The organism is Neobacillus sp. YX16, assembly GCF_030123505.1.
Taxonomy (GTDB): domain Bacteria; phylum Bacillota; class Bacilli; order Bacillales; family Cytobacillaceae; genus Neobacillus.
In genome coordinates, this window is the sequence record NZ_CP126115.1 from 1,468,919 (window position 1) to 1,482,165 (window position 13,247).

Here is a 13,247-nt window from a genome sequence, read left to right on the forward strand (position 1 = left end):
TAGTACCTCCCCCTATATTTCCTGTATTCTTTTTTTAGTTATTGCTTTATACAGTAAGACAATTAAACAAATAAATGTTGATACCGCAAAACTTAGCCAAATAGATTTCAAGTCATTAGTTACTTGTTGAAATATTAAGCCAGAAAGAGCCCCTATGAAAGATGAAAAGGGGATGATGAAAGGTTGTACGTTTTTGCTTAGAATAATATAAAGCATCGGGGTGATTATCGCAGCATAAATATTCCCGAAGAAAAATAATAATTTTAGCGGGCTAGGTGTAAGAATACTGACAGTTGCTAGTAAAAATACGCATATAGCCCCAGAAAAAATGTAGGTATATTTCCATTGTTCATCTTTGGTAAGAGGACGAAACAATTCCAGTACATTTCTTACAAATAAGGTTGTTGTCGCATGTAATTCAGAACTTATGGCTGAGGCAATTGCGCTAAAACAAAATAGGACAAATAAGACAATAAGTACGGTCGATTGAATTTTGTCGACCAGCTCAATAAATAACGTATAAACATCTCCAAAACTTCTTCCAAAAATAACAATCATCAATAGGGAAGATAATGCTAGAGGGATGGTTGCCCATATCAAGCCTGTTAAGGTAAAGGTAACGCGCACTTTATCCTTTTGAAGGATAAATATCCTTTGCCAAGTGGCACGGTCAACTAAAATTTGTCCAAAAAAGACAAAAATCGCTGTGAAAATAAACCAAATGGCATCCGTGTTTTTTACATACAATAAATATGGATGGTATAGCTTAATACCGTCGTAGATGGGATAAATCCCATCCTGAATAAAATAGAAAAGAGGAATAATGATTACAGCTGAAAAAATTAGGGTGACATTCACACCTGCGAGTTGATGGAGACGCTGCATTCCACCAACTCCTCCAATAAAATAGCAAAATGTTAAAAAGAAAAATATACCGATAAAAGCAGGGAACGGAAAAATGGTATGGATGAGAATTCCAGCTCCCATCGCTTGAATCAAGATAGAATAAAAGCTTGTTAGAAATAAAATAAAAATCATGTACCAATATCCATTTGGTGATAATTTTTGTCTTAAAACATCCCCGATGGTATGTTGATTAGGATACTTCTCATGGACCTTTTTTGCCAAAAAACCAAATAAAATTAGTGATAGGGCCCCTACAAGAGAATAGCCAATTCCACCGAATAGTCCGTATTTGATCAATGTCTCCGGTGAGGAAAGTATCGTATTTCCGGTTACCCATCGGGCCAATAAACTAACAACACCAAAGCTGACCCCAAGTTTAATGGCACCGCTTATATAAGATTGATAATCACTTTTATTCAATGGAATGTCTCCCTTAAGCGATAATCTCTTGGTGAATGTCCTGTCATTTTACGAAAGATTTGACTAAAATAATGCTGGCTGTTAAATCCACATCTTTCTGAAATGGTACTAATACTCATATCAGGAAATTCGATGAGCATTTTTTGAGCTTCCTTTAACCGATATTCATTTAAATATTCAGAAAATCCGATACCAACTTCTTCTTGAAATTTCCTGCTAAAATAAGCAGGGTTAATATGAATTTTTGAGGCTAAATAATTTAACGATAATTTTTCACTATATTCCTGGTGAATAATTTTTAAAGCATTAATAATTTGCTCTGAGTACCTTCCCAATCGTTCATACTTGTTTAATACTGACATTAGTTCATCTTCAATAATTGGTTTCGTAATGTAATCAACAACACCAAGCCTGAGCGAAGTTTGAGCATATTCAAAGTTTTGAAAAGCAGTTACCATAATGATGTCCATGGAATATGAGCGTGTTAATTCTTTCGCCAATTCTAAACCAGATTTCCCTGGAATCTGGATATCAAGAAAAGCAAGAAAAATGTCATGTTGTTTTACGATTTGGAGAGCTTGAGAACCATCTTGAGCTTTGAAAAATTTCCAATTTGGAAATTTTTTTTGAATTAGATACTCAAGCTGCTCTAATTCTAGAGGCTCATCATCAACTAGCAGGATATTCATAATAAATGTGCACCTACCTTAAATCTCTGACTTAAGTATAAACGGAAATATAGCTAAAACGCTTGACCCATCGTCTGAGTTGATTAATTCTACGGACGTTTGACCAGTAGGAAATAAAAGCTCTAACCTTTTTGTAATATTTTCTAAACCGAGTCCACTTTCATTTGGCTGCTCTTCGCTTCTGTTAGGTGAGTTGTTCCACACCGTTATGTGGACTGCCTTTCCCTTTTTTTCTATCGTTGTATTTAAGAAGGCTTCGCCAATATATTTTTCAAAAGAATGTTTGAATGCATTTTCGATAAAGGTTTGTATTAAAAAAGGTATCGTAATGGCTTCGTATACATCTGGGTCGATTGAAATTTCATAATGCAGCCTGTCCCTGAATCGGATTTTTTGTATTTCCAAATAATAATTTACATAGGTTAACTCCTCATCAACCGTTATGAAGGTGTTATTTGTTTGATACTTAAATTTAAGCAGCTTGGACAGTGTTTCAATCGATTGGATTAATTCTGTTTTTCGATCGAGCCTTGCTAAACTTAAGATTGAATTTAACGTATTAAAAAAGAAATGCGGCTGTATTTCTTGATTTAATTGATTATAAAGTGCGGTTTGCAGTTCTCTTTCTAAGGCAATTTCTCTTTTTTGATTTTCTAGCAGGTCAATTCGTTTTTCAAAGATAAATAAAAATAGTAATGTAAAAGCACCTAGCAAAGGTGCAAGGGAAGCAATCATGATATAAAGGGAGAAAGTTTCAACAGTTAACATGGTCTGGGACTCTCCTAGAGATGTAGAAAAAAGGGGCTGTTTATGCTCCCTTTTTTAATATAATATTCTATAGTATTTTCAGTTCTTTTGAAAATATTTTCTTACATCATTTCTTCTGCATAATGGCAGCTTACAAAATGATTCGTTCCTAATTCCCTTATGACTGGCTCTTCCACCTTGCATTTTTCAGTAGCAAAAGGACAGCGAGTATGAAAACGGCAGCCACTTGGCGGATTAATAGGGGAGGGGACATCTCCTTTTAAGAGAATACGCTCCCGTTTTATAACCGGGTCTGGGACAGGAATCGATGATAATAGTGCCTTCGTATATGGATGAAGAGGTGAATCAAATAAATCCTTTTTATCTGCAATCTCAACGACTTTCCCAAGGTACATAACCATGACCCGATCAGAAATATGTCTGACTACACTCAAGTCGTGGGAGATAAATAAAAAGGTAAGTCCAAATTGCTTTTGCAGTTTCTTTAGTAGATTTAAGACTTGTGCTTGAACAGATACATCCAAGGCCGATACAGCTTCATCGCATATTATTAGTTTAGGATTAACTGCAAGGGCTCTGGCAATCCCAATTCGTTGACGCTGTCCGCCGCTAAATTCGTGAGGATAGCGGTCAAGTGCCTCTTGAGGAAGCCCGACATAGCCAAGAAGTTCAAGCATTCGGTCCATTCTTTTTGACTTTTCCACTACATCCTGAATGGCCATGGCTTCATTTAAAATTTGCTTAACGGTTTGCCTCGGGTTAAGAGAAGCAAAAGGATCCTGAAATATTACTTGTAAATCCCTTCGAAGCTTTCTCATTTCTTTCTTATTTAATCCCAAAATGTCTGTCCCTGAATAATAAACCTTTCCATCTGTAGGTTCATCAAGTCTTAAAATCGCACGGCCTGTTGTGGATTTTCCACAGCCAGATTCACCTACAATACTTAAAGTCTCTCCTTCGTATAGCTTGAAGGAGATGTCGTCTACTGCTTTTACATAGGCTTTAGGCTTAAAAAGAGAGTCTGTTTTAACAGGGAAATATTGCTTTAAATGGTCTACTTGTAATAATACTTTCTTGTCTGCTACAGCCTGCATCATTTTACAGCCTCCTCTTTTGCAACTTTTTCTGTCCATTGATCAGTATACATCCAGCAGCGAACCTTTACTCCATCATTTTGTTCAATGAGCTCTGGCTGCTGCTCGTGACATATCGGTTGCTGAAGAGGACATCTTGAAGCAAATCGACAGCCAGTGGGCATATTGTAAGGACTTGGAACACTGCCTTCAATTGTTTGTAATTCTTCCTGGTCCTCATGAATTTTTGGCAGTGAGTCTAGTAAACCTTGTGTGTAAGGGTGTCTTGGATTTGCAAAAATTTTCTCGGTTGGTGCATGTTCGATAATATTACCTGCATACATGACAGCTACTGTATCACAAGTTTCTGCCACTACGCCTAAATCATGGGTAATCATAATGACGCCCATACCAAGCTTATTTTGCAAGTCTTTAATCAACTCTAGGATCTGAGCTTGAATGGTTACATCCAATGCTGTTGTTGGTTCGTCTGCAATTAATACCTCAGGCGTACATGCAAGTGCCATAGCAATCATGACACGCTGACGCATTCCGCCGCTTAATTGGAAAGGCTCTTGTTTTGCCCTTTTTTCCGGGGAAGGGATACCAACAAGCTTTAACATTTCGACTGCCTTTTCCCATGCAGCTTTACGACCCATTTTTTGATGCAATCGTAACGCTTCTGCAATTTGTTCACCAACCGGTAAAACTGGATTCAATGATGTCATCGGTTCTTGAAAAATCATCGAGATTTCATTTCCACGTACTTTTCTCATTTCATCTTCAGACATTGTCACTAAATCTTTTCCTTTATAAAGAACCTGTCCGCCAGCTATTTTACCAGGAGGGGAGGGGATTAAACGCAGAATGGAAAGAGACGTTATACTTTTTCCACATCCTGATTCACCGACAATTCCTAAGGTTTCCCCTTTATGCAAACTAAAATCTATGCCATCAACCGCCTTACTTACGCCGCGCTTTGTAAAGAAATGTGTTTTTAATCCTTTTACTTCTAATATAGGTTTTTTATATTCAGCCACCATATTCACCACCTGTTAATTTAATTTAATTCAATTCGTTTATTAAAGAATCGGTAAAGGACATCGACAAGCAAATTCACTACGACGAAAACGAGAGAGGCAACTAATACCCCGCCTTGAACCATTGGTAAATCCCGCATTCGAATCGAGTCAACAATCATTCTTCCTAGTCCATTAATAGCGAAGATTGATTCAACAAGAACCGTTCCGCCTAGCAAAGCGCCAAATTGTAATCCAACTACTGTAATGACTGGAATTAACGCATTCCGTAACCCGTGCTTATAGATAATCACACTTTCACGTACCCCTTTGGCACGAGCTGTTCGGATATAATCCTGGCCAATAACTTCGAGCATACTTGATCTCGTCATTCGCGCTACAATGGCCGCTCCACCCGCACCTAATGTCAGAGCAGGCAGAATAACATGAAGGATGCTGTCCCAACCGGCAACAGGGAGGATTTGCAGTTTTACTGAGAAGAAATACATTAACATTAATCCAAACCAAAAGCTTGGTAATGAAATACCTAGTAGAGCTACGATCATAACCGTTGTATCTTTTAGGGAATAGGGCTTAATCGCTGAAATAATACCAGCAGCCATTCCTAAAACGATTGTTATTAGAATACTAAAAAAAGCAAGCTCAATTGTAATCGGTAATCTGACTAATATTTCATCAAGGACAGGCTGGCTATTTTTAAGTGAAACCCCGAAATCACCCCGAAAGACGTTTATCAAATAATCACAATATTGTACGAAAAGCGGTCTGTTTAATCCTAGTTGCTCCCGTAAGTCTTCAATCGTTTCTTTTGAAGCACCTTCACCAGCCAGCAAAACGGCTGGGTCCCCCGGTACAAGCTGCATAATAAAGAACACCACAAATGTTACCCCGATAACTACCGGGATGGTTTGCATTAAACGGCGTAATATAAACATCAACATGTTGATCAACCTCCTTTATTTTTTCATTCTCGGATCGAATGCATCACGTAATCCATCACCAAAAATATTAAAACCTAATACTAATATGGAAATGGCCAACCCTGGAAAAATGGCGATATAAGGTGCAGAGAATAGGAAATCTCTGCCGCTGCTTAACATCGTTCCCCACTCTGGAGATGGTGGCTGCGCACCAAGACCAAGGAATGATAAACCTGCTGCTGAAAGAATGACTGTAGCTAGTCTTAGTGTTCCTTGTACAATAATAGGTGAAAGAATATTCGGTAAAATATGTTTAAAAATAATCGTTAAATCATTCGCTCCTAGTGAGCGGATGGCGTCAATATACTCGAGTCGTTTCACTTCTAAGGTCGAGCCGCGGACAATCCGGGCAAATAATGGAACAGAGTAGGCGCCAACAGCTATCGTTACATTGATTAGACCTGGGCCAAGTGCACTAATAATGGCTAAAGCAAGTAAGATTCCAGGGAATGCTAAGAGAATATCCATGATCCTCATGATGGTGGAATCGATCCATTTTCCATAATAGCCTGCGATAAGTCCAAAAATAATTCCAAAAAAGGCACCAAAGATTACGGCAGTAATTCCAATTCCCATCGAAAGCCTGGAACCATATAGGATTCTGCTTAAAATATCTCTTCCTTTATCATCTGTACCCATCCAGTGATCTGCTGAGGGAGGTATTAATTTATTTTCTAATTTAATTTCGTATGGATCATAGGGAGCGAGTAATGGTGCGAAGAGTGCGACAAAAATATAGAAAAGAATGATGATTGCACCGACCATTGCCGCTTTATTCATTGTTAAAATAGATAAGAAATCTTTTATTTTAGATTCTTTAGGGTGATTCATTGTTTGTGTAATGATAACTGGTTGTTCTGTTTTTGCTTCTAGTGTCATGTAAAACCCTCCTTAATTTTTATTTGAAAGAATGAAGTCGTTTCTAGCTGCCATATCCTCCTTTCAGATACTTTTATTTTTTTTGGGATTATGTACAAAATTATCAAAATTTATAGGAAAGTAAATATTTTTTAAATTGTTTGTCAAAATACTTAAAATTTTAGTAAATATTCTGTAAATATTCCAGTTCATCATCTTCTATAATTCAGATAAGGATTTCGAAGGAGGTATGAAAATTACTTTTCCTTTTAAATTCAGAATGTAAATAAACAACAACAAAGGAGAGACGAAAATGGAGAGAAAAAAACGATCCATAAAAAAGGGCTTACTATTAGTTTTAATTGGTTTAATACTAATGGTGGCTCAAGCTTGTTCGACAAAATCAAATTCTTCTAATGAAGAAGCAAGTAAAACAGAGGGGACGAAACAAGGCGGTACATTAAATGTTGTTCGACTTTCTGATGCAACCAAGTTAGATCCACATTTTATTACAGATATCCCATCAGCAAATGTAGTTTATCAAAAAGTCTATCAAGGACTTGTAGTACCAGATAAAGATTTTAAAATTCAACCGCTTCTTGCAAAAGAGTGGACAGTAGTAAATGATACAACGTGGGAATTTAAATTAAGAGATGATGTAACATTCCATGATGGAGCACCTTTTAATGCTGAGGCCGTCAAAGCAACATTTGATCGTTTATTAGATCCTAATACAGGATCGCCGCAGCGTGAGAAATTCTCCATGATTACAGAAGTGAAAGTGGTAGATGAGTATACGGTTCAATTATCGCTTGCCTACCCATATGCACCCCTATTATCCATCTTGGCAAGTCAGGAAGGAAGCATCCTAAGTCCAAAAGCTTTAGCTGAAAATCCTGAAAATTTAGCGCAGCATCCAGTTGGCACAGGTCCATTTGTATTTGAAGCTTGGAAGAGCGGTCAGGAAATTTCATTAAAGAAAAATGAAAATTACTGGGGCAAAAAGCCAAATATTGATGGTGTTGTATTTAAGGTAGTACCAGAGGATGCTACCCGTCTTGCGATGATTGAAACGGGTGAAGCACACATAAATGACCAAGTTCCTGTTACTGAAATTGAACGAATTGAAGCATCTGAAACAATGGGTCTGTATCGTACAGAGGGACTAGCTGTAGAATATGTTGGTTTTAACACAAAGAAAAAACCGTTTGATGATGTAAAAGTACGTAAAGCGATCAGCCATGCAATTGAAAGAGAAGCAATTATTAAAGGTGTTTACAATAACGTTGGAACTTTGGCAAACGTAGCAATGAGTCCGAAGGTTTATGGACATAGTAAAGAAGTTAAGCCATACAACTATGATTTAAATGAAGCTAAGAAATTGTTAAAAGAAGCAGGTTATGAAAATGGCCTTGAGCTTACATTGTTAACTAGCGATCGAAAAGAACGTATTAATATGGCTGAAGTTATTCAATCTCAATTAAAAGGTATCGGCGTAAATGTAAAAATTCAAGTAATGGAATATGGTGCATATATAGAAATGGCCAATAATGGTGAGCATGATTTATTTATCGGCGGCTGGGGTAATGCAACAGGTGACGGAGACTACAATCAGTATAATTTATTCCACTCTGCATCACAGGGTCCTGCAGGAAACCATTTCTACTATAGTAATCCAGTGGTAGACCAAAAGATTGAAGCAGCACGTAAAGAAACAGATGAAGCAAAACGTTTAAAGCTTTACGAAGAAGTAATGCAAATGGAAATTGACGAAGCAGTTTATATTCCAATCCGTAACTACGAGCACATGGCTGCTCATAGTAAAAACGTAAGTGGTTTTTGGCTAAATGCTGCAAACTATCTAATGATTGATGATGTAGTTATTAAGTAAAGGAATCAATGGGAAAGTACTTTTGAAAAAAAGTACTTTTCCTAATTTTCATAATAGGAGGAATAGGAATGACTACTTTTTGGCTAACGAATGTCCGTTTAGAAAAGGGTTTTAAATACGAAAATCATCGTATTGCTGGTACCGAGACGGAAATTTGTCACTTGCAAATTGAGGATGGAAAAATTACCGAAATCACGCAGGAATTACCTGATTCTGATGTAAAACAAATGGATGCAAATCAACAATTGCTGCTCCCATCATTAAGAGATATGCATATTCACATCGATAAAACCTACTACGGCGGACCTTGGAAGGCTTGTACTCCAATCACAAATGGTATTTTTACTAGATTAGAAGAGGAAAAAGAACTACTTCCCAAACTCCTGCCGACAGCACAGGAACGTGCAGAGAAAATGATTGAACTGTATTTGAAAAATGGACATACCCATATTCGGACCCACTGTAATGTGGACCCAGTGATAGGTCTTAAAAATCTAGAGGCAACAGTGAACGCCTTGAAAAAATACGAGGATGTTCTAACATATGAAATCGTTGCCTTTCCACAGCATGGATTGTTGAAGAGTGACTCTGTCCAATTGATTCGAGATGCGATGAAGAATGGGGCAACACTTGTTGGCGGAGTTGACCCTGCTACAGTTGATCGAAATATTGAAAAATCTTTATATACGATATTTGAAATTGCTGTTGAAAACAATAAAGGTGTCGATATCCATTTACATGATCCAAACACTCTAGGAGCATTTACGTTTGAAAGAATGGCCCATTATACGAAAGAAGCCGGCCTAAAAGGCAGAGCTACCATCAGTCATGGAATAGCATTAGCAGATCTTCAGGGAGAGGCACTGAATGAAATGGCTGCTATTTTAAAAGAACAAGAGATTGATGTAACGACTACAGTGCCAGTTAATCGTGCAACCATTCCGATACCAACTCTTGATAAGTTTGGTATTTCAGTATCTGTTGGCCATGACAGTATTACGGATCACTGGTCACCTTTTGGCACTGGAAATACGATTCAAAAGCTGGGAACTCTTGCTGAACGATTCCGTATGTCTGATGAATATTCTCTTACAACTGCTTTGAAATTTGGAACAGGTGGAGTTACTCCGCTAAATGAAAATGGAGAGTGCGTCTGGCCAAAGGTTGGCGATGAAGCTACTATGATGCTTGTAAACGCATCATGTTCAGCGGAAGCAGTCGCAAGGAGAGCAGCAGTGGAAGCATTATTTTTCAAAGGGAAAAAGGTTGAAAGTAAGTTAACAGAATCCAATCCATTTCAAGTTTAAAGGAGGAATGAAAGAATGACTACTCTATATTGGTTAACAAATGTAAGGTTAGAAACAGGATATGTTCAGGATGGAAAAGGTGTTTACGAAACGAAAACAGAGCTTTTTCATTTGAAAATCGAGGATGGTAAAATTGTAGAGAAGAAGTCTAATTGCTTTCCCATTCCACAAGCTGAGAAAACGATTGATGGAAAAGGACTATTAGCTCTTCCAACATTTAAAGAAATGCACAATCACTTAGATAAAACTTATCTTTCTCTTGATTGGAAGGCCCCTATTCCAGCAAAAAATTTGGAAGAACGTTTACGGTTGGAAGCTATGGAACTTGAGGAATTAGCTCCAACAGCTAAGCAGCGGGCCAGTGCCATGATTGAGTTACTTCTTTCCCATGGTTCCACTCATATACGGACACATGTGAACATCGATCCTTATATTGGGATGAAAAACCTAGAGGGTGTAAAAGCTGCGCTTGAGAATTATTCTGATAAGCTAACCTATGAAATCGTAGCATTTCCTCAACACGGTCTCTTAAGAGAAAATGTGATTCCATTGATGAAAGAAGCAATGAGATCAGGAGCAAACCTAGTCGGTGGTCTAGATCCAGCTGGTATTGACCGTAATATCGAAAAATCACTTTATGAAGTTATGAATCTTGCGACCGAATTTGATGCCGATATTGATATTCATTTACATGATAATGGACATGTCGGCTTTTATACAGTCGATAAATTTGCTGAAATGGTTGAAGAAGCAAATTGGCACAATCGAGCAGCCGTTAGTCATGCTTTTAGTTTAGGAGAAGTGCCGGTACCTCAACAGGAAGAAATCGCAGAAAAATTAAGCAGACTTGGTATGTCAATCATGTCGACCATCCCAATTACAAAAAACCTTCCGCCAATTGATTTACTAGATCGAAAGGGTGTAAATGTCTACCTAGGATGCGACGGTTTCTATGATTCTTGGGGACCTTACGGAACAGGGGATGTATTAGAGAAGGTAACACGATACGGTGAACTTTATCGAAGAAGTGATGAACGCTCATTAGCGCAATCGTTAAAATTTGCGACAGGCGGTCCAACACCATTAACGAATAATGGTGAAGTAGCCTGGCCTCTTGAAGGAGATGAAGCAAGTCTAGTTCTTGTCAAAGCAACTTGTTCAGCAGAAGCAGTAGCAAGAACTCCGAAGCGCGAGGCAGTTATTTTTAAAGGTAAAGTAGTATCAGGACAATTGTAAATGAAAAGCCCTGTTATTAATAAACGGGGCTTTGTTTCGTCTTATGAATCTGTGTGAAGTTTCTTATTTAAAAGTCTGAAAATCTTTAATGCTAATTGGATTTGAAGCAATTCTTCTGAATTCTTTAAATCAGAATTTAATATTTCTTTGATTTTCTCAATTCTATATATGAGTGTGTTCCGATGTAAGAACATCGCTTTTGATGTTTCACTGATATTAAGGTTATTCTGAAAATAATTTTCTAATGTACTAATGTAGCTTGTTCCATGTAACTGATCGTTTTCAAAAACTTTTCCAAGCCGCTTCATAAAAAATTCTTCTAATTCCATATCTTTAATATTGGAATCTAAAAAGTGATAGATTGAATGATCTTCAAAATGGGATACTCCGCCACTATTTTTAAATTTTTGCATTAATCTTATTGATTCATTTGCTTCTGAAAAGCTTTTATGAAGAGAACGAATCGTTCCGTACTGTCTGCCAATTCCGATTAAGAAGGTAGAATTGGTTATTTGCTTAGTCAGGATACTGTATAGGTTATTAGTGTATTGTTTTGCTTCATAAACAGAAACTGCTGGCCGATTTTCGTGCTGACCAATTAAGATGATGATTCGATTGTTTCGATGGAAGCAGGTAACTTCTCCGTCTGCTTTATTAGCGTAATCATAAATTAAATCAACACATTTTCTAGCCTTATTCTCTAAGCTAACCCTTCTAGCCACCATGTCCTCATACTGCTGAAACTCCTCTGATTCTATATTAATCACAATACAGTAATACATATAATTTGAGTGAAGTCCATGCATTTCACTTAGTGTGTGGATGGTTTCGCTAGAGGTTATTTTTCCAGTTAGCAAATCATCGAAAAAGTCCTGTCTGATTTTTAATTTTACTTCCTCTATTTCCTTGGCTTTTATCCTTTCAAGTGCTATGTTTGTCGATGCTTGTTCTAAAATAATGAAGTCAAATTCAGATAGTTCACTTACTGTTTGCCATACAATTATATATCCATAAATAGAGCTTCCTGCTGCAACAGGCAGGATTCTACATTTTATTTCCATGCCTTCTAAATAATAAATTCGTTTAATTGTCTTTTTTATTTCACTAATATTTTTGGGAATAGAGTCAATGAATTCTTTTGAGAACACGGGTCTATTTTTCACCAATTCAAGACAGTATGAAAGCGGAACTTTATTATTTACATGTTCTGTAAAGTCCACTAGCTTCCATTCTTCATTTACAAAAATAATCGGATTATTAATGGTCTCAGATAACATCGATAAAACTCTATCAATTCCGCCGCCTTCAAGTGTAATTCTAAAAAATAGATTATGTATGTCTAGGGTTTTTCTATTTAATAAATCGTATCTTCCTGATGCTTTTTCATTAATAATCGAGATGACCCTTGATAAAGTATATTCAAATGGTAACTCCAGTAAAGGTAATCCGAGCTTGTTTGCTTGGTCAATCATGTTCTGTGGGAGTTTATCAAAGTATCTTTTCATTTTGATCACTAGTCCGGCACAGTTGATTTCTGCAAGCTCCTTAATGATTCGATTTTGTAATTCTTCATTGTCTTTAAAAATATATCCTGTAGATAATAGCAGTTCATTTGGTGAAAGCCAGTCGAATGCCTCAGGATTTTCAATAATATTAACAATGGTTATCTCATTATTAATTCCTGTTTCCCCAGCTACTATTTTTAATCCATCAATGGCTTTAATTGCAAAAAGGTCTTTAACAGTCAACAATCTTTACACATCCTAAATTATCATTTCATCACTATTTATTGTACAACATGCTCAAATGAATTCAAGTCTTTTTGGTTCCGATAAACAATGACGATTATAGGCATTAGAATTAAAATGGTATATAGAATAAGGGGTAGAAAGTTAATTTTACCAAAAAGGAGGTATATATATCCTGTAGGTATCTTCAGTCAAACTAAACATTAGTCATTGTGCATATCGCCTAATTGAATTGGTGGTATTTTGGGCAAGATAACCATAAAGTATTAGAAGTTTTTCTTAAACTTTGTTATTTTACTGCCAAATATGATCCGAGCTTTGACACTTTTAA

11 protein-coding genes are annotated in these 13,247 nt (G+C 36.8%); 3 read left to right on the forward strand and 8 right to left on the reverse strand.

Annotated elements, in window-relative coordinates; genetic code table 11:
* Positions 1-12 precede the first annotated feature (12 nt).
* The 7 genes from QNH48_RS07180 to QNH48_RS07210 all read right to left on the reverse strand — a co-directional run bounded on the left by QNH48_RS07180 (position 13) and on the right by QNH48_RS07210 (position 6,707).
* Entirely contained in the window at positions 13-1,326 is a 1,314-nt protein-coding gene (locus tag QNH48_RS07180; RefSeq protein ID WP_283954353.1) for a sodium:solute symporter family transporter, read from the reverse strand.
* The gene (locus tag QNH48_RS07185) at positions 1,323-2,015 is read right to left on the reverse strand and encodes a response regulator transcription factor (RefSeq protein WP_283954354.1); all 693 of its coding nucleotides are present in this window, start codon (positions 2,013-2,015) and stop codon (positions 1,323-1,325) included. Before QNH48_RS07185 ends, QNH48_RS07180 begins: the two co-directional genes overlap by 4 nt.
* Before the next feature lie 18 nt (positions 2,016-2,033).
* Complete coding sequence (locus tag QNH48_RS07190) at positions 2,034-2,783, reverse strand: sensor histidine kinase (protein WP_283954355.1); 750 nt, start codon at positions 2,781-2,783, stop codon at positions 2,034-2,036.
* Between the two features lie 101 nt (positions 2,784-2,884).
* Positions 2,885-3,877, reverse strand: coding sequence for an ABC transporter ATP-binding protein (locus tag QNH48_RS07195; RefSeq protein WP_283955705.1), 993 nt, complete (start codon positions 3,875-3,877; stop codon positions 2,885-2,887).
* Complete coding sequence (locus QNH48_RS07200; RefSeq protein ID WP_283954356.1) at positions 3,877-4,899, reverse strand: ABC transporter ATP-binding protein; 1,023 nt, start codon at positions 4,897-4,899, stop codon at positions 3,877-3,879. Before QNH48_RS07200 ends, QNH48_RS07195 begins: the two co-directional genes overlap by 1 nt.
* 17 nt (positions 4,900-4,916) lie before the next feature.
* Positions 4,917-5,837 carry a nickel ABC transporter permease gene (nikB, locus tag QNH48_RS07205; protein WP_283954357.1) on the reverse strand — a complete coding sequence of 307 codons (921 nt, stop codon included), beginning with the start codon at positions 5,835-5,837 and terminating at the stop codon, positions 4,917-4,919.
* A 15-nt stretch (positions 5,838-5,852) separates the two neighbouring features.
* Positions 5,853-6,707, reverse strand: a complete 855-nt coding sequence (locus QNH48_RS07210; protein WP_257009235.1) for an ABC transporter permease — start codon at positions 6,705-6,707, stop codon at positions 5,853-5,855.
* Between the two features lie 340 nt (positions 6,708-7,047).
* On the opposite strand from QNH48_RS07210, the gene QNH48_RS07215 reads away from it, so the two are divergent.
* The 3 genes from QNH48_RS07215 to QNH48_RS07225 all read left to right on the forward strand — a co-directional run bounded on the left by QNH48_RS07215 (position 7,048) and on the right by QNH48_RS07225 (position 11,168).
* Positions 7,048-8,625: a glutathione ABC transporter substrate-binding protein gene (locus QNH48_RS07215; RefSeq protein WP_133370697.1), complete on the forward strand. Its 1,578-nt coding sequence runs from the start codon at positions 7,048-7,050 to the stop codon at positions 8,623-8,625.
* Positions 8,626-8,693: 68 nt separating this feature from the next.
* A complete protein-coding gene (locus QNH48_RS07220) occupies positions 8,694-9,932 on the forward strand; it encodes an amidohydrolase family protein (RefSeq protein ID WP_283954358.1) in 1,239 nt (412 codons plus the stop codon).
* Between the two features lie 15 nt (positions 9,933-9,947).
* Positions 9,948-11,168: an amidohydrolase family protein gene (locus QNH48_RS07225; protein WP_283954359.1), complete on the forward strand. Its 1,221-nt coding sequence runs from the start codon at positions 9,948-9,950 to the stop codon at positions 11,166-11,168.
* Positions 11,169-11,209: 41 nt separating this feature from the next.
* On the opposite strand, the gene QNH48_RS07230 is transcribed toward QNH48_RS07225, so the two are convergent.
* A complete protein-coding gene (locus QNH48_RS07230) occupies positions 11,210-12,919 on the reverse strand; it encodes a PucR family transcriptional regulator (protein ID WP_283954360.1) in 1,710 nt (569 codons plus the stop codon).
* Positions 12,920-13,247: the final 328 nt, after the last annotated feature.